General features: G+C 39.6%; 16 protein-coding genes and 1 pseudogene. 9 read left to right on the forward strand and 8 right to left on the reverse strand.

The genetic code is table 11. The annotated features are described in order from the left end of the window. Positions 1 to 13: 13 nt before the first annotated feature. The gene (locus tag FTT92_RS10875; RefSeq protein WP_180172114.1) at positions 14 to 1,654 is read right to left on the reverse strand and encodes a CTP synthase; all 1,641 of its coding nucleotides are present in this window, start codon (positions 1,652 to 1,654) and stop codon (positions 14 to 16) included. Between the two features lie 230 nt (positions 1,655 to 1,884). Here FTT92_RS10875 and FTT92_RS10880 point away from each other — a divergent pair, with 230 nt between their 5' ends. Further along, a complete protein-coding gene (locus FTT92_RS10880; RefSeq protein ID WP_180172115.1) occupies positions 1,885 to 2,298 on the forward strand; it encodes an internalin in 414 nt (137 codons plus the stop codon). A 113-nt stretch (positions 2,299 to 2,411) separates the two neighbouring features. On the opposite strand, the gene FTT92_RS10885 is transcribed toward FTT92_RS10880, so the two are convergent. After that, complete coding sequence (locus tag FTT92_RS10885; RefSeq protein ID WP_180172116.1) at positions 2,412 to 3,296, reverse strand: LysR family transcriptional regulator; 885 nt, start codon at positions 3,294 to 3,296, stop codon at positions 2,412 to 2,414. A gap of 109 nt (positions 3,297 to 3,405) precedes the next feature. Here FTT92_RS10885 and dkgB point away from each other — a divergent pair, with 109 nt between their 5' ends. Together dkgB and FTT92_RS10895 are read left to right on the forward strand one after the other, a co-directional pair. Then, on the forward strand, positions 3,406 to 4,212 hold the full coding sequence (gene dkgB, locus FTT92_RS10890; protein ID WP_180172117.1) for a 2,5-didehydrogluconate reductase DkgB: 807 nt from the start codon (positions 3,406 to 3,408) through the stop codon (positions 4,210 to 4,212). Position 4,213: 1 nt separating this feature from the next. After that, on the forward strand, positions 4,214 to 5,389 hold the full coding sequence (locus tag FTT92_RS10895; RefSeq protein WP_180172118.1) for an MFS transporter: 1,176 nt from the start codon (positions 4,214 to 4,216) through the stop codon (positions 5,387 to 5,389). Positions 5,390 to 5,426: 37 nt separating this feature from the next. Here FTT92_RS10895 and FTT92_RS10900 read toward each other — a convergent pair. The 3 genes and pseudogenes from FTT92_RS10900 to FTT92_RS10910 form a co-directional block, all read right to left on the reverse strand. Continuing rightward, positions 5,427 to 6,517 (reverse strand): annotated as a pseudogene (locus FTT92_RS10900) (YheT family hydrolase). A 203-nt stretch (positions 6,518 to 6,720) separates the two neighbouring features. After that, positions 6,721 to 7,125, reverse strand: coding sequence for a nuclear transport factor 2 family protein (locus FTT92_RS10905; protein WP_180172119.1), 405 nt, complete (start codon positions 7,123 to 7,125; stop codon positions 6,721 to 6,723). A 122-nt stretch (positions 7,126 to 7,247) separates the two neighbouring features. Continuing rightward, positions 7,248 to 9,272, reverse strand: coding sequence for an NADPH-dependent 2,4-dienoyl-CoA reductase (locus FTT92_RS10910; RefSeq protein ID WP_180035779.1), 2,025 nt, complete (start codon positions 9,270 to 9,272; stop codon positions 7,248 to 7,250). Between the two features lie 181 nt (positions 9,273 to 9,453). Here FTT92_RS10910 and FTT92_RS10915 point away from each other — a divergent pair, with 181 nt between their 5' ends. Together FTT92_RS10915 and FTT92_RS10920 are read left to right on the forward strand one after the other, a co-directional pair. Next, on the forward strand, positions 9,454 to 9,993 hold the full coding sequence (locus tag FTT92_RS10915) for a PadR family transcriptional regulator (protein WP_078194002.1): 540 nt from the start codon (positions 9,454 to 9,456) through the stop codon (positions 9,991 to 9,993). Positions 9,994 to 10,017: 24 nt separating this feature from the next. After that, positions 10,018 to 10,926: an alpha/beta fold hydrolase gene (locus tag FTT92_RS10920; protein ID WP_180172120.1), complete on the forward strand. Its 909-nt coding sequence runs from the start codon at positions 10,018 to 10,020 to the stop codon at positions 10,924 to 10,926. Positions 10,927 to 11,058: 132 nt separating this feature from the next. Here FTT92_RS10920 and FTT92_RS10925 read toward each other — a convergent pair whose 3' ends face one another. Continuing rightward, positions 11,059 to 11,970, reverse strand: coding sequence for a LysR family transcriptional regulator (locus FTT92_RS10925; RefSeq protein WP_180172121.1), 912 nt, complete (start codon positions 11,968 to 11,970; stop codon positions 11,059 to 11,061). Between the two features lie 279 nt (positions 11,971 to 12,249). Here FTT92_RS10925 and FTT92_RS10930 point away from each other — a divergent pair, with 279 nt between their 5' ends. After that, positions 12,250 to 13,164, forward strand: coding sequence for a LysR substrate-binding domain-containing protein (locus FTT92_RS10930; protein ID WP_078188531.1), 915 nt, complete (start codon positions 12,250 to 12,252; stop codon positions 13,162 to 13,164). Positions 13,165 to 13,484: 320 nt separating this feature from the next. Here the strand turns inward: FTT92_RS10930 and map are convergent, their stop codons facing one another. Next, positions 13,485 to 14,279, reverse strand: coding sequence for a type I methionyl aminopeptidase (gene map / locus FTT92_RS10935; protein ID WP_078188532.1), 795 nt, complete (start codon positions 14,277 to 14,279; stop codon positions 13,485 to 13,487). A gap of 349 nt (positions 14,280 to 14,628) precedes the next feature. On the opposite strand from map, the gene brnQ reads away from it, so the two are divergent. Together brnQ and FTT92_RS10945 are read left to right on the forward strand one after the other, a co-directional pair. Further along, complete coding sequence (gene brnQ / locus FTT92_RS10940) at positions 14,629 to 15,921, forward strand: branched-chain amino acid transport system II carrier protein (protein ID WP_111884967.1); 1,293 nt, start codon at positions 14,629 to 14,631, stop codon at positions 15,919 to 15,921. A 558-nt stretch (positions 15,922 to 16,479) separates the two neighbouring features. Next, positions 16,480 to 16,716 carry a hypothetical protein gene (locus FTT92_RS10945; protein ID WP_078188534.1) on the forward strand — a complete coding sequence of 79 codons (237 nt, stop codon included), beginning with the start codon at positions 16,480 to 16,482 and terminating at the stop codon, positions 16,714 to 16,716. Between the two features lie 274 nt (positions 16,717 to 16,990). Here FTT92_RS10945 and FTT92_RS10950 read toward each other — a convergent pair whose 3' ends face one another. Then, a complete protein-coding gene (locus tag FTT92_RS10950; RefSeq protein WP_180133157.1) occupies positions 16,991 to 17,452 on the reverse strand; it encodes a hypothetical protein in 462 nt (153 codons plus the stop codon). Between the two features lie 174 nt (positions 17,453 to 17,626). Between FTT92_RS10950 and FTT92_RS10955 the strand changes: the two genes are divergently transcribed. After that, entirely contained in the window at positions 17,627 to 18,487 is an 861-nt protein-coding gene (locus FTT92_RS10955) for an alpha/beta fold hydrolase (protein WP_180172122.1), read from the forward strand. Positions 18,488 to 18,620: the final 133 nt, after the last annotated feature.

Here is an 18,620-nt window from a genome sequence, read left to right on the forward strand (position 1 = left end):
AGTCAAAAACACATTATTTCGCTTTTTGGTACTGCTTTTTAGCAGCATCAATAAAGCTTGCGAATAATGGGTGTCCATCACGTGGTGAACTTGTAAATTCCGGATGGAATTGTACAGCAATAAACCAAGGATGTTCAGGAATTTCAACAGTTTCAACAAGACGCTGTACTGGAGAATAACCTGAAATCTTCATGCCTTTTTCTTCAAGCATTGGGATATAACGGTTGTTCATTTCATAACGGTGACGATGACGTTCAACGATCTCTTCAGAACCGTAAACTTGTGCAGTTTTTGTACCTGCAACCAATTCAGATTTTTGAGCACCCAGACGCATTGTGCCGCCTAAGTCAGAATCTGCATTACGTTGTTGAACTTCACCGCGCTCATCTAACCATTCAGTGATTAAACCAATCAATGGTGATTTTGTAGAACGGTTAAATTCAGTTGAAGTTGCATCGCTAATACCCGCAACGTTGCGCGCATATTCGATCACAGCCAACTGCATACCTAAACAGATACCAAGGAATGGCACACCGTTTTCACGTGCAAAACGAATCGCTTTCATTTTGCCTTCTGTACCACGTTCACCGAAACCACCCGGCACTAAGATTGCATCCGCGTCTTTTAATACGTCGTTTACATCTTGGCTTTCAAGTTCTTCTGCATTGACGTAGTCGATTTGAACTTTCACACGGTTTTGAATACCCGCATGTAAAAGTGCTTCGTTTACAGATTTGTATGCATCTGGAAGTTCAACGTATTTACCAACCATCGCTACACGAACTGTGTATTCAGGGTTAAGTAATGCATCTACAACATTATCCCAATCTGTTAAATCAGCTTCAGGAAGATCGTTATAGCCAAAACGTTCACAGATTAAATCATCAACGTTTTGTTCATAGAAAGTACGTGGAATTTGGTAAATAGAACGCGCATCTTTACATACCACAACTGCACGTGCTTCAACGTTCGTAAATAACGCAATTTTACGTGTAGTGTCAGCATCAACATCATGCTCTGTACGGCAGATCAGGATGTCTGGTTGAATACCAATCGACAAAAGCTCTTTTACAGAGTGTTGAGTTGGTTTAGTTTTTAATTCAGCAGCTGACTTAATGTATGGGAGTAAAGTTAAGTGCATTAACATTGTGCGCTTATGACCTAGTTCGACCATAAGTTGACGTACAGATTCCATGAATGGGAGAGATTCAATGTCACCTACTGTACCGCCGATCTCAACGATCGCAACGTCATAGCCTTCACCTGCGCGAAGAACACGTTCTTTAATATTGTCAGTAATATGTGGAATAACTTGAACTGTACCACCGAGGTAGTCACCACGACGTTCTTTATTCAAGACATCTTGGTACACTCGTCCTGAAGTAAAGTTGTTCAGTTTGGTCATTTTCGCACGACGCAAGAAACGTTCGTAATAACCCAAGTCTAAGTCAGTTTCAGCACCATCCTCTGTGACAAAAACTTCACCGTGTTGGAATGGACTCATAGTCCCTGGATCGACATTAATGTATGGATCCATTTTTACCATGGTTACTTTTAAACCACGGGCTTCTAAAAGCGCAGCCACTGATGCAGCTGAAATACCTTTACCTAGTGATGATACAACACCACCAGTAACGAAAATAAAATGGGTCATTAAGTTTCTCGTACAATGGAGCCTAAATTGGCCTACAATGTTGTGCGATTTTACTTTACTCTGTACCAAGAAAGCAAAGTCATTCCGCATCAATTCATAGAACAATTAACAATTGGCTATTGTAACAGCAATTATCATAAAAATTTAGAGTAAGTTCTTATCATTTCTATATTCTTATTTGCTGTTATAATGCATTTATCCAATCCACACTTTTTTTGTTTTGTGTAATTATGAATAAGAAACTTTTAATCTGCGGTGCAATCGCAACAGGTCTACTTCTTACAGCATGTGTAAAAAAAGAAGCACCAAAAGAAGAAGAACAGGAACAGGTTGAAGTTGCAGCATCTGAACCAACAGTATCTGTACCTACACAATTAGAACCAGTTGAAGAACAACCAGTTGTTGAAGAACCGACTCAACAGCAAGTTGAAGTGATTCGTGAAGAGACACCGAATACAACAACTGAAATTCGTCGTGAACCTACTCCTCCTGCAGAAGCTCCTGCTCCAAAAGCAGAAGTGCCTAAAGCTGCAGAAAAACCTGCACAAGCTGCTCAACCTAAACAAAACTCAGGTTCTGCTCAGTCTGAAGATGACGCCGTGGCTGCTGCCATTGCTGCTGCAACACCAGCTTTAGAGAACTAAGATCGAAGTTTTATCAAACAAATGATCAAAAAAACCCGGCAATTGTCGGGTTTTTTATTGTTTCTATGTAAATAAAAATCTGTACCCAACAATGCTCTGTTTTTTTCTCACATCTATTCTTGTAATTTTTCAGCTAAATATTCAATAAATAAACGAACACGTTTCGGTAAATGCTCTTGTTGATAATAGACAGCATGAATAAGCTGTTCATGTGGCTCAATTTGATCGTCTAAAAGTTGTACCAATCGCCCTTCTGCAATATCTTTTTCTAACATAAAAATCGAAAGACAAGCGATGCCCATCCCATGAATCGCAAGCTCACGAATGGTTTCACCATTTGACGCCTTGATGTTGGGGCGGATCGTCAGGGGCTTCCCTGCGACTTGGATCGGCCAAGTATTCATATGGGTAATTTGACTAAATCCAAGTAAAGCATGTGCGGTTAGCTCTTCAGCATTTTGCGGACGTCCATGCTGCTGAAGGTATTCAGGACTCGCCACCAAACACAATCGACTCTTATAGATAAGTTTTGCATGCAAACTTGAATCGTTTAATTCTCCAAAGCGAATTGCGACATCAGCTTTATGCTCTAATAAGTCAATCACTTGATCATGATTTACTAATTCAATCTGTATATGTGGATAACGCGCATTAAATTCTGGAATCAAGGGAACAATCATATGCAGAATAAAAGAAATCGCAGAATCGACTCGCACCAAACCCGATGTATCTGCATCTAATTTCAGAAGGGAATCTTCCGCTTCGCTCAAATCATTCAATATCCGCCGTGTTTTTGCTAAAAACAATTGCCCCTCTTGCGTCAGCTTAATTTTGCGGGTAGTTCGTTCCAACAAGGTTACATTTAATTTAGATTCCAGACGCTGTAATGCGCGGCTGACACCAGATGCTGTTTGATCAAGTCTTTCTGCTGCTTTAATAATAGAGCCGCTATCTACAATGACAGTAAAAGCCTGCAGTTCCTCAATGGTCGATTTCATTGCTTATTCGAATTCGTGATTTTTAATCAATAATATATTCCAAATTCATGCATTTTTCTTCATTAAAGTTAGCAGCACAATAGCATCAATTCAAAAAAGAGAATTCCTGATGATTGTTCCCCAATTTGGTGTCGGTACCTTCCGTTTGACAAGTGATACTGTCATTCACTCAATTAAAACAGCCTTAGAGCTTGGATATCGTGCTGTAGACACCGCACAAATTTACGGTAATGAAGCAGAAGTAGGCCAAGCAATCCACGAAAGTCAGGTCAATCGAGCTGATATTTTCTTAACCACGAAAATTTGGACTGAAAATTATGCTGCCGACAAACTGATACCCAGTCTAAAAGACAGCTTAATTAAATTAAGGACGGATGCAGTTAACCTCACACTTATTCATTGGCCTGCACCTGCACTTGGAGTCAATATTCCAGAATTAATGGGACATTTACTTGAGGCAAAAAAACAAGGTTTGACTGAACATATTGGTGTATCTAATTTTAATATTGAGCTCACTCAACAAGCCATTGATCACATCGGGCTGGAAAATATTGCAACCAGTCAAATTGAACTGAGTCCTTATCTTCAAAATGAACGACTTGCGACTTACTTAAAACAGCAAAATATTGATGTCACCTCTTATATGACCTTGGCTTATGGCAAAGTTTTGCAAGACCCAACGCTGTTAAACATTGCAGCCGAACACCAAGTCACTTCAGCCCAAATTGCACTCGCATGGGCATTACAAAAAGGTTATGCCGTAATTCCATCTTCAACCCAACGTGAACATTTAATCAGTAATTTAAAAGCTCAAGACATTCACTTAACACCTGAACAGATGCAGGCCATTGCCACACTCGACAGAAATGCGCGTGAAGTGAACCCACCTGAACTTGCTCCAGTTTGGGATATTTAATATGAAATTCAATTTTCCATTAATTGCATTAGCCGTAGGTGCTTTTGCAATTGGCACAACAGAATTTTCACCGATGGGTTTTTTGCCTGAAATCGCAGCAGATTTATCGGTATCTATTCCTCAAGCGGGCTTACTGATTAGTGCCTATGCCGTTGGCGTCATGATTGGTGCCCCACTAATGACCTTATGGTTAGCACGTTTTCCAAAACGTACTGCCCTTATTTTACTAATGGCAATCTTTACCATCGGTAATATTTTGGCAACGATTGCACCCAATTATCTCGGTTTAATGGCTGCACGTTTGGTGACTAGCTTAAATCATGGTGCATTTTTTGGCTTAGGTTCTGTTGTTGCTGCGAGTGTCGTACCTAAAGATAAACAAGCCAGTGCCGTTGCTATGATGTTTATGGGCTTGACCATTGCCAATATTGGCGGCGTGCCACTCGCAACGTGGGTGGGGCAAAATATCGGTTGGCGTATGTCTTTTGCGGCCATCACCTTACTTGGCATCATCACCATGTTGACATTATGGAAAGCACTACCTCATCAGCAACAGACCGAAAAACCTGATGTACGAGCAGAGTTAAAAGTATTAACACGCATGCCTGTTGTTTTAGCACTGCTCACCACGGTAATGAGTGCTGGAGCTATGTTCGCGCTCTATACCTATATCGCACCAAGTTTAAAAGTCTTTACTCATGCAAGCCCTGAACTTATCACTTTCATGTTGGTTTTAATCGGGATCGGATTTTCAATTGGTAACCATTTCGGTGGTAAGTTTGCCGATCAATCCTTAGATAAGACCTTGATTGGCTTTTTAGTCTTACTGATGCTGATGATGCTGTTATTTCCAATTTTAGCAACCACCACCATTGGCGCAGCGATTGCATTAATCATCTGGGGAGCAGCAGCCTTTGCCGTCGTACCACCTTTACAAATGCGTGTTATGACAGTAGCTCACGATGCACCAGGCCTCGCTTCTTCAGTGAATATTGGTGCATTTAATCTTGGAAATGCTTTGGGCGCTGTTGCAGGTGCCGCAGTGCTAAATCTTAACCTAAGCTATGCAGCAGTATCGTATGCAGGCGCTACACTGAGCGCTATAGCGTTGATTTTAGTATTGATACAGATGAAGCTTAAACCTCAAACAACTACATGTTGCGTACAAGCTGAATAACTTCACAAAATATAGCCTACTAAAAGTAGGCTATATTCTAGTTCGCATATAACTTTAAAAAATCTGCCATTAATTTGGTTGCCCATGAATGGGTTTCTACTAAACCTTCATAATAACCACAGTGACTGCCTTTTTTGGTGGTTACCACCACAACATTCGGCAAAGAACAGATTAATTCTTTATAGGGCTCAAAGTTTTGAATGTGGCAAATAGGATCGTCTTCGGCATTTAAAATCATCAAAGGAATTTTAAGATTTTCAAATACATAAATTGGGTTGGTGGATTTGGCATAACTTTCATAATCAGTAAAACCCGCCATTTGAAAATATGTACGTTCAAACTGCGCCAGATCTTTACTTTTTAGGACTTCAATTATAGATGGAGTCGTTGACCATGTTGCAGAATAGGGTTCTACAAATTTCTGAAAGAGCTTCTTGGTCATCATTTTACTGTAAAAAGGATGTACATTTTTAAAGCCAAGCTCGGTGTCATAGCCCGGACATAAAGCAAAAGCCGCTTTAAGTGGTGTTTCCTCACCTTGTTCGCCTAAATAGCGGACCAATAACCCCGTTCCTGCAGATGAACCGACGCCAAATAAATTCGATTCGGGAAATTTCTGCTGAATAAAGGCAATCTGTTCACGCAGGTCATCGGTTGAACCAAATAAGTTTTTTTGGCAACAGGCATAGGTAAATTGGCATGACCACGTCTTAAACACAGTGCAATGCGCCAACCTGTATATAGATGAAGATCCCGAACCACTTCTCGCATACTTTCAGGCGTTCCCGTAATCGTATGCATGAGCACCACAGTTGGCACAGCCACAGGTAAATCTAAACCTAACCATGCAATGGCTGTGATTCCACCATCAGCCATGGTCAGCTGCTCTATAGCATCATATTTAAGCTTCACTTGACGCTTTTTAATGACATCAAAATATAGTAAATGTGCGTGGGTATTCGACAGCCAAGGCGTAGGGCGATATTTTTCATGTAGTTGCTTTAACTTCGGCAGCACATGTTTCATTTGCCCTTCAGGATGATAATAAAGCTGTGGTAATTCTGCACCAATTGCATGATCTACAAAGTTTAAAAGAGCCTGACGCCCTTTATGAATCACATTATTCATTGACCTTACCTTCACCTCGCTTCGCACCACAGCAAATCATTTCAATCTTTTCACTTTGACTAACAATGCCCATTAAAAAAATGTATCTACAAAACTATATCTAGCTAGCAATATTTGTTTGCTTAAGCCTCATAAGCAAAAAGCATGACAATCCCCATCATGCTTTTTATCATTCTGTGATGAGCATTTAAAAATCAGCAGAGTTAAGGCTGATATTGCATAATGCGCTCACCCATTTTCGCCGCCAATGTTTCCAAGCCACTTTTTGGACGAAGCATGACTTCAAAATCAATCATCTGACCTTGTTCATTAAACTGAATCATGTCGATCCCTTTTAACTTTTTCTCGCCAACATTGGCAGAAAACTCAAGTACAACATTGAGGCCATCCTCACTATAAAACTCACGGTGGTAAGTAAAATTTTCAAAAATTTGAATCACATTGGTCAAAATAAAAGTTACTACAGGCTTACCTGGATATGGGTTAAACGCGACAGGTGAACGAAACACCACATCCTCTGCCAAGAGTTCATTTAAAATATTCATATCCCGTGTGTTAAGCATTTCGTGCCAACGTGCAACAGATTTTTTTGTTGTTTCAATAATCATGTTTATGTCCTTTTTTTTGATGAATCATTTCCCTTTCCTCAAACTCCTCTCCCAAATGGAGAGGAAGCACGACAACTGCATATTAAATTGAATGAAGTTGTCGTGGTTTAGTATGAGGCTGATTAAATCACCGCAGCCAAATCTGCACCTTGACGAATGGCACGTTTAGCATCTAACTCACCTGCTTCTTTCGCACCACCAATCAAATGCACATTTTTCCCATCTGCTTGTAGCTGTTCATACATCGCGGTATAGGATTCCTGACCTGCACAAATCACCACATGATCAACATCTAAAATACGTGATTGACCATCAACGGTAATATGCAAACCTTGATCATCAATTTTGTCGTAGCTTGCACCCGCAATCATTTTCACATCGCGGTGTTTCAAACCTGTACGGTGAATCCAACCCGTGGTTTTACCTAAGCCAGCACCAACCGATTTAGCCTTACGTTGCAATAAATACACTTCACGCGGCGATTCTTCGACGTCTGGATGTTTCAAGCCACCGACTTGCGCATAAGTGGTATCAATACCCCATTCATCATAAAATTTCTCAGGATTGAGGCTACCGCTTTCACCTTCATGCGTTAAATATTCAGCCGTATCGAAACCAATACCGCCTGCACCAATGATTGCTACACGTTTGCCAACAGGTTGACGTTCACGTAATACCTGTAAATAGCTCAATACTTTTGGATGATCAATACCATCTATATCTAACTGACGCGGTGTTACACCCGTCGCCACCACGATGTCATCAAAATCAGACTGAGCTAATTCTTCATACGTTGCTGTATGGTTCAATACCAATTTAATCTGAGGCAATAGTTCTATTTTGCGTTTGAAATAACGCAGCGTTTCATAAAACTCTTCTTTACCAGGAATCGTTTTCGCGATATTGAACTGCCCACCAATTTGGCTCGATGCTTCAAAAATAGTTATGTTATGACCACGCTCTGCAGCATAAGTTGCAAAGCTTAAACCTGCAGGTCCCGCACCAATCACAGCAATATTTTTCACCTGTGCAGATTCTTTAAAAATCAGTTCAGTTTCATAGCAAGCTTGAGGGTTAACCAAACATGTTGCAATTTTCATCGAGAAAATATGATCTAGACAGGCTTGGTTACAACCAATACAGGTATTAATTTCATCACTACGACCTTGTTCTGCTTTTTCTACAAAACGTGGGTCAGCCAGCATTGGACGTGCCATGGACACCATATCTGCATCACCCGAAGCAAGTACGTGCTCAGCCATTTCAGGAGTGTTAATACGGTTTGAGGTGATTAAAGGAACATTCACAAGACCTTTTAATTTCTTGGTCACCCATGTAAATGCAGCACGTGGCACTTTGGTTGCAATGGTCGGAATACGCGCTTCATGCCAACCAATACCGGTATTGATAATAGTTGCACCGGCTTTTTCAATGGCTTTTGCAAGTTGCACAACTTCTTCGAAAGTCGAACCACCTTCAACCAGATCCAGCATAGAAAGACGGTAAATAATAATAAAATTTTCACCGACTAATTCACGCGTACGACGCACGATCTCAATTGGAAAACGAATCCGGTTTTCATAACTGCCACCCCATTCATCATCACGGTGGTTGGTACGTGCAGCAATAAACTCATTAATTAAATAACCTTCTGACCCCATGACCTCTACACCATCATAACCCGCTGTCTGTGCTAACTGAGCACATTTGGCAAAATCATTGATTGTGCGTTCGACGTCTGCTGTGCTTAAAGCTTGCGGTTTTACTGGGTTAATTGGTGCTTGAATAGATGAAGGTGCAACATTATTGGCTTGATACGAGTAGCGACCTGTATGCAAAATCTGCATCGCAATTTTACCGCCAGCATCATGTACCGCCTGCGTAATCACTTTATGTTTTTCTGCTTCTTCTAAAGAGTCTAATTTTGAACCACCAGCAAATGTCACACCATCATCATTGGGAGAAATACCACCGGTTACAATCAGACCTACACCACCTTTCGCACGTTCTGCATAAAAAGCAGCCATGCGTTCATAGCCACCCGGTGCTTCTTCAAGGCCGATATGCATAGAACCCATCAATACACGGTTCTTTAGCGTTGTAAAACCTAAATCTAGTGGTGCCAATAAATTTGGATAATTTGACATTTTTTCTCCTTAGCGTGCTGAAAAGCTGGCTATTTTTATCTTCGCTTGTATACAAGCTTTCTATTTCCATCTACGCATACAAGATTTTTGCAACTTGTTGCACTAATTTATATGCGAGATTTGATTTTTATGCAACATGTTGCATAATAAAAAGTACAAAACTATTTTGACTGAGCCATATATGTCTTTAGCCCATGTTTTACTCACGAGCTTACTTGAAAAACCGAGCACAGGAATTGACCTTGCACGCCGTTTTGACCGCTCTATGGGCTTTTTTTGGAATGCGACACATCAGCAAATCTACCGTGAACTCAATGGCATGCTGCAAAAAGGCTGGATCAGCACCATTGAAGATGAGCACAGTACAACCCGTAAAAAAACCTACCAAGTTGAACAGCTTGGACGTGTTGAATTAGCCAATTGGATGGTTGAGCAAAGCCCTCCGGCTCAATTACGTGAAGAGTTGATGGTTCGTTTACGTGCAGAAGCTCAGCTGGGTACAAATGGCGTATTACCCGAATTAGAACGTCATCTAGAAATTCACAAAGAAAAACTAAAAGTGTACCAGTCTATTTTTGCAAAAGACTTTGCACATGCGCATGATGAAGACCGTACTTTGTACATTCATAAAATGATTTTACAGCTTGGGATTGATTTGGAAATCGGTTGGATCAAATGGCTCGAAACCATCATTCCACAGTTGCATAAATTTAATCGCTAAAACAAAAAATAAATAGGAAGCCGCATGCCACATTATACAATGCCCGATCTGCAACAACTGTATGTTCGTGAATATGGTCAAGGAGAACCCATCCTGGTTTTATCTGGACTCGGCATGCAAAGTTGGCAATGGCACCCTTTTCTATATCAACACCGAAAACACTTTAAATTTATCATTCCAGACTGGCGTGGATTTGGTGGCTCTAAACATTGTCAAATTCCAAATATGGACACCATTTCAAGCCATTGGCGAGATATTGACAGCTTAGTTTCCCAACTTGGTTACGATAAAATCACGGTGATTGCTTACTCCATGGGGGCAACAACCACCATGCACGGTTTAAAATACGGTCAGTTTGCCAAAAAAATTAAACGTTATTTGCACATCGATCAAACGCCTAAAATTCGAGTGGATGCTGATTGGCAATATGGTTTATATGGCAAACGCCACACTGAGTTTTTGAGTATTTTAGAAGACATCTCGAAGGTACTTGCAACTAACCTCTCCGTGCCATTTGCACAGCAGATGAATAAACATGATCGTCAAAGTCTGGTCGATGCTTGGTTAAGGTTCATAGACTTACAAAATAGCAATCCTTATGCATTATCCGCTTTCCGTTTCGCATACCAAAAACCAACATTACAGAAGCTGATGTTACCCTCACAAAGTGTGGCCTATTTATATTGGTATATTCAAAATTATTTGAACCATACTGAAGATTATCGTGAAGCCATTGCAGCACTCACCGCACCAACAACTTTTTTCACAGGTGCAAAATCGATCCTCTATCCTGCTCAAGGTCAAAAAATTATTGCTGATAGCCTAGCCAATGCAGAGCAAATCATTTTTAAAAAATCGGGACACACGCCATTGCTCAGTGAACCAGTCAAATTTAGCCGTGAAATCACCAAATTCTTAAAACAAGCGATCTAATAAGACTGAATAAAAAAATAGGCTCAAAACTTTCAAGAATGAGCCTATTTTTTATGCAGAATGGTGTTACTTAAGCGTTTGCTTCAAAATTGAATTTCGAAATTAACATCAATATTAATTTTAAAACAAATGTTAGAAAACTCGACGATCGTATTCAATTGCTTCTAAATCATATACTTGGTAAACACAATCAAATAAAGGACGTGCCAATTCCCCTTCATCATCATTCCGCACAATCAAATAAATTTGGCTAATGGCAGCACTGTCCGATAATCTCACATAATTCACATGCCTAAACTGCATAATTTGTACAGATTCAGGAACAATACAAATGCCTTCGCCTGCGGCAACCATGCCTAGTGATTGTTGCAAATCTGCTTGAGTATTAAAGCGTTTCGGCTCCATACCATATTCTAAAAACAACGACTTGATCAGCGTTGCATAACTTTGACCATCCGTTGCAGGATAAATAAAAATCTGCTCATCTTTGAGATTATTTAATGCAATCTGCTGCTGTGAAGATAAAGGATGACTCGAATGCACCGCAACAATTAGTGGCTCTTCACGCAATAGCACACGTTTAACCGCCTGATCCGACACTCGAACTCGGCTAAAACATGCATCAACCCGACCTTCTTTTAATGCCTGAATCTGATCGACTGCACTCAGTTCAATTAAATTTACATTTAAGTGTGGATATTGCTGACGGAACAAATAAACAATTCGAGGTAATAAACCACAGAGTAACGAACCGCCATACCCAATATTAATGGTACGTTCTGTAGCACTGGCCCGCTGCGTAATGAGCTTAATTTCTTCTGCATTGGAAAGTAATTTCACAGCTTGCTGATAAAAGAAACGTCCAATGGTGGTGGTTCTTAAAGGACGGCTGCCACGCTCAAAAAGCTGTGCCCCCAACTCTTCTTCTAAATTTTGAATTTGACGACTTAAAGGAGGTTGAGCAATAAATAGCTTTTCAGCAGCCTTCGTAAAACTCTGTTCTTCTACAACGGCAACAAAGTAACGTAAATGTCTTAATTCCATGACATTGTCCTTTAATGTCGAATTTCTTTCATAATGGTCTTTTATTTGAATATATCAGGACGACACTCAAATCACATCCTTCAAATTCGGTTATTTAAAAGATGTATACACCACATTTATTGTTTGGTCATGCTAATGTGAAACGATTACAAGGTTAACCCGACTTTAGTATTGGCAATTTTGCTCAATCTTCTCACATGAAAAACTACAAAACGTGATTGACTTCATGAAACAATTCAAGTTAATTAGCAAAATCGTTGCAAATATGGAATAAGAACAGTGCTGAGTGATCTAGATGATTTTTATTGTTTTGCCCAAGTGGTCGAACATGGTGGTTTTAGTGCAGCCGAACGTGCAACAGATATTCCAAAATCAAAACTGAGTCGTCGGGTCTATAACTTAGAAGAACGTTTAGGTGTCCGCCTGATTCAACGTAGTTCACGACATTTTGCTGTTACAGATATTGGTATGAATATCTACCGCCATGCACAAGTTATGATGAATGCCGCTCAAGCCGCACACGATTTGGTTGATCATCTCAGTACGCAGCCGCGCGGCTTAATTAAAGTCAGCTTACCTGTTTCCATCGCGCAAAATGAAATGACCAAAATATTGCCTGAATTTTTAAAGCAATATCCAGAAATCAAAGTGCAAATGATGGTGACCAATCGACGCGTAGATATCATTAATGAAGGCTTCGATCTTGCGCTACGTGTACGTTCAAATCTAGACGACGACCCTAATTTAGTCATTCGTAAATTTGAAACGATTGAGCAGCACTTATTTGCCAGTCAGGCGTATCTGAATAAATTTGGTGAACTCAAACAACCTGAAGATTTATCTCAGCATCAAATATTAAGTATGGCGGATGAGCATCTCGATCAACATATTATTGTGACCGATGCACAGCATCATCAGAAAAAAATCAAAGTTAACCCAACCGTGATGGGCTCTGACCTGTCTATGTTAGCTGCACTGGCCTGCCAAGATTGTGGCGTGGTGTTATTACCCGACAGTATTGTGTCCGATCACGTGAAATCAGGTGCTTTGGTTCGTGTACTACCTGAGTGGAAAGCTGCACATGGTATTTTCCATGCAGTTTATCCATCTCGTCGTGGCTTACTACCTGCTGTACGTGTATTCATTGATTACTTAGTTGAAAAACTCAGCCAACATGAACACGCTAAATTTTAAGCAAAAAAAAGCTTACCCATGTGATGGGTAAGCGAAAACTTAAAAATTAAGTAAAATCAGAAACTACAGCAGAATCTGTAGGGCTATTGTATAAATAAAATACATCTTTATTAAATCGTTAATAGCTCTAACTGATTTTTTGAGCTATAGGCAAAGCCTTACAAATTAAGACTTAGAGAAATGTAGTTAGTCTTAAAAACGATAACGCCCATAATCACCACGAACTCCTAGACTAAAGTCAAAATATATACAACTGTATAATTTTATTTAACTTCAATCATTTGGACACAGTAGATATGGCATTAACAACACTACAGAGCTTAGATCGCGGGATATGCGCCTGTACCCTCTGGCCATGGAGATAACAACTCAAAACCAGTATCGGTTACAACAACCATATGTTCCCACTGTGCCGATAAAGAACGGTCTGCAGTAATTACTGTCCAGCCGTCTTTTAACTCTTTAGTACGTGCTTTACCGCTATTAATCATCGGTTCAATGGTAAAGACCATGCCTTTTTTCAGAATAACACCTTGACCAGGTTGACCATAGTGTAAAACACTTGGTTGCTCATGATAAACCTTACCAATCCCGTGACCACAATATTCACGTACAATGCTGTAGCCTTCACGATGAGCAACTTGTTGAATGGCATAGCCTACATCCCCCAAAGTTGCTCCCGGTTTAACTGCATGAATCCCTGCAACCATCGCTTCGTAGGTAGTTTCGACTAACTTTTTAGCCGCAGGCGAAACCTCACCCACATAGTACATACGACTGGTATCACCAAAATAACCATCTTTAATGATGGCAACATCAATATTGATAATGTCACCATCTTTCAATACGGTTTCTTTCGAAGGAATACCATGACAAACCACTTCATTCGGTGAAATGCAGGTGGTTTTGGTATAGCCATAGTAGCCAACATTGGCAGGAATCACTTTAAGTGTGTTGACGATAAAATCATTACAAATATCGTCCAGATATTCAGTGGTCACGCCCGGCTTGACATACTCCCCGATCATCTCTAAAACCTGAGCAGCTAAACGACCTGAAATGCGTAATTTTTCAATATCTTGCTCGGTTTTAATCGTGATTTTGGAAGCTTTCATCTGAATATCCTCAAATTTGAATACACCGAATTATAGACCTTTTAGATTTTTTTTGTTTTATTCAGCCAATATTTCTGCATTTATTCGGCTTATAGCATCCTATTTAGTGCTGAAAATTAGAACAATTGATTTATATCTGATAAATCTTAATAGCTAAACTTATTCCTATAAAAAATTTATATACAATAAATTTCTTTTATTTATCATAAACATAAATAAAACATTATTTTATCTGTCAATATATTCATGATTCGTATTATAAAAACTATCTATACCATTTATAAATTTTGCTCCAAAAACGAGCTTAATTGCACTAAAATTGCCTTTTTTCACAGTTCATCTCCCCTTTATGACAAGTCTTCGTACACGGGATATTGTTGCCTTAGGTTTTATGACCTTCGCACTGTTTATTGGTGCAGGTAACATTATTTTCCCACCAATTGTCGCACAGCAAGCGGGTGAACATGTTTGGTTAGCTGCATTTGGTTTCTTGATCACTGCAGTTGGCCTACCTGTCATCACGATTATTGCTTTGTCGCGTGTAGAAGGTTCTATTCAAGTTTTAAGTTCACCTCTGGGTAAAGCAGCCAGCATTATCCTTACTGTCGCGTGTTACTTAGCTGTTGGACCTTTATTTGCAACACCTCGTACAGCTACCGTTTCTTATGAAATTGGTTTCTCTTCTTATTTTGGTAACAGCGCAAACAGTCTGCTGATTTATAGCGTGATTTATTTTGCATTGGTGACGATTGTTTCACTTTACCCAAATAAAATTTTAGATACCGTAGGTTATTTCCTTTCACCACTCAAGATTTTAGGCCTCGTTATACTGGGTATCTCTGCGTTCTTTATCCCTGCCGGTGTGATTCCACCTGCAATTGATAACTACGTAACTGCACCAGTTTCTGAAGGTGTAGTAAATGGTTATTTAACCATGGATACACTAGGCGCTTTAGTTTTTGGTATTGTGATCGTCAAAGCCATTACTTCACGCGGCGTAACGGATAGTAAGCTCGTCACCAAATATGCTGTCATTGCCAGTATTATTTCTGGTATTGGTCTTACCCTGGTTTATATCAGCTTATTCAAACTCGGTATGGGCAGCCATGATATTGCTCCAAATGCAACAAATGGTGCAGTGATCCTGCATGCATATGTACAACATGCTTTTGGTGATATGGGCGCTTATTTCCTATCTGCAATGATCTTTGTTGCATGTATGGTGACCGCGATTGGCTTAACCTGCGCATGTGCTGAATATTTCTCAGAATTGACTAAAATTCCATACAAAGTTTTTGTGTTCATTTTAGTTGGTTTCTCACTGCTGATTTCAAACTTAGGTTTAACCAAACTCATTGCCGTTTCAGTGCCTGTTTTAAGTGCGATTTATCCACCTGCGATTGCAGTTATCCTACTTAGCTTCTGCTCTAAATGGTTTATTTCACCATCAAGAGTTATTGCGCCTGTTACCGCATGTGCGTTTATTTTCGGCATTTTTGATGGTTTAAAAGTGGCTGGTTTCGAAGATGCACTTCCAAGCGTTATTGCCAATCTACCACTTGCTCAACAAAATTTAGCATGGCTGATGCCATCAGTGATTGTGCTGATTATTGCTGCTGTAATTGATAAAGTTAAAAAATAACCTTTTTTGACCTGTCTAAAATCGGAGTTTTACCCGAATGACGATTTTACCTGTGACCAATAATTGTCGAGTTTTACCCAAACTGACATTTATTTGTCCCACTACAGCGCAAAAATCCTAAGTCATTGAACTTTTAAATAAAGTTTTATTTTCATGATGAGAAAAAAATCCAGCCCTTTGGCTACAAAATATAATAATAGTTAAAATACAAATACTTTCTGCAAAATACACCGTACACAAACTCCATGATTAAACCCGATTCAGACTGTAAGCTAGGCGGTTTCGTGTCATAAAGCCGATATACCCGTGTTGGTATATATATTGCTTATTCATACATAGATATTATGCATCGACCATTTTACTTACCAGCCAACACCTTTAGATTCATAATATTTAGTATATGAATAAAATGATTATTCTTATATGATGATCTAACATAGTTTTATGACAAAATAATGACATTTACTATTGAAATACTTCTAGTTTCGAAGTACAACAGTAGTTCAAACCTGACCAAAATCATGGGTTTTGGCGAAACAACAACACGGAGGGGTGGAGATGTTATCAGTACATTTCAAAAAGCAATTCTTCATTAACGCTCTGAAGGCAAATAAGAACATGGTGACCTATACAAGCACCACTATTGCTCTCATGCTGACACTACTTATTCAAGGCTTAATCCAAGGAAATTTAAGACCTGAATACTTTGCTTATGCGCTTATTGTCTCGGTGGCCTTTTATTTATGGGCAGTCATTGACCACAAATATCGAAAGCAAAAATCAACAGAATTTTAAGTTAGAAGATGGATGAGGCATCATCCATCTTGAAAAAAGAAAAGATGCCAATCCCTACCTTCTCGATCATTTAATCCTTTTTAAATAACAATACAAATAATCCCTAAAATAACCAGAAAATCATCAGCCTTTTCTCATGAATTTTCGATTCTATTTAACTTCAAATTTTGTTTTTATAAATTCTTCTACATAGCCATCGTCTGCACTTTAAAAGCGTTTATCTCCTGATTAGCCTCCAATCTAATTGATACTATTTCTGATTCATATACTTTGCTTAAAACCAAAATTTAACAATGACTCCAAAGAGCAAACCGAGTGTTGCAATTAACTCGCCTATCACCAATCCAAGCATTGCCATACTCATCATCCATTTAGGCAAATGCCACTTACCTAAGACGTGCGGGACTTTAAATTGATTGGTGGTATCGGCTAAAAAGCCATGCAGTACATAGCTTAAAATCGAAAAACTAAAAAAGAACAAATTAATGATTACAAAGAGTAAATTGAGCGCGTGAGGAAGTGCTGAAAAATAGGCCAATACCGCCAAAATGAGTGTCGCTGGGGCGTATAACAAACTGCTCCGATGTGCTATATCGACATAATAATGCGCACGTGCCAGTTCAGACTGTCTTATTTGTGCATATTTCCACACACCCGTGAGCATACCTACCCATAAATAAATCCCACTAAAGACTATCGCAATTTTTACTGCACCCGAAAGTTGAAGCATGTCCATTTTTAATTTACATCCATTGTTCAATTACACGCATTATTTTTATCTGTATTTCTACTGCAATAGTACTTGCTTCAAACCTGTTATGACATGACTTTAGAGTCATACTCTTTTCAGGTTTCTTTTTGGAACTTGTGTAAATTAGAGTCATCGGAACACACCCATGAAGTTTGAATCATGTCATCATCTGAAAAACTCACGATTCATTGCCAAGACGGCTATTCACTGAGTGCGCGCTATTATCCGCACCAGACAGAGCTCAAACAGGTTTTACCTGTGTTGATTTGTCCAGCCACAGGCATTACCAAGCAATTTTATAATAGTTATGCAACATGGTTGAGCCAACAAGGCTATGACGTTTTAGTTTTTGATTTTCGTGGTATTGGTGAGTCGCTACACAGCCCTCTAAAAGAATCGACAGCAAGTATTGTGCAATGGGGGCAGCTTGATATCCCTGCGGCAATCGACGCCTTGATCAGTAAAACGCAAGCGCCTAAAGTCATATTACTCGGTCATAGCGCAGGCGGACAATTATTAGGTATCGTGCCAAATTTTGACAAAGTTGCCAAAGTGGTTGCTGTTTCTGGCTCTACAGGTCATGTAAAAAAACTTAAAGGTCGTACCAAACTTTTAGCTCCAGTGATGTTTAATGTGATCTTCCCGATTGCACGCTATACCATTGGCTATGGCCCGACCAATGCAATTGGCATGGGTGAAAATTTGCCAAAAGATGTAGCTCGTGAATGGGCTGAATTTTGTAGCAAACCTGGTTATGTCATCAATGCCTTAGGCAAAACTGTTCAGCATGATTTTCATCAACAAGTGAGCTGCCCGATCACTGCCGTATGGAGCTCCGATGACGAAATTGCCACGGAAGCCAATGTCAAAGACTTGCTGCGCTTATACCCGAATGCTTCGACTCAAATGCTTGAGTTAAAACCGAAAGAAACAGGTCATAAAGCCATCGGACATATGTTGATGTTTAAATCGTCACATCAAAACCTATGGCCGATCATTGAACAACAGTTACACGCTTAAGTTTTTGCCACTCAGTCAGTAATCCGGCTGAGTGGTCTTTTTATGGACTGCACAATAATTTCTACTTTTAGATTCATTCAAACTGCCTGACAGCTTACATATTCTATTTTCTATCTTTAAAATCTGCACTGAA

This window comes from Acinetobacter sp. YH12023, from assembly GCF_013420135.1.
GTDB classification, from domain to species: Bacteria; Pseudomonadota; Gammaproteobacteria; order Pseudomonadales; family Moraxellaceae; genus Acinetobacter; species Acinetobacter amyesii.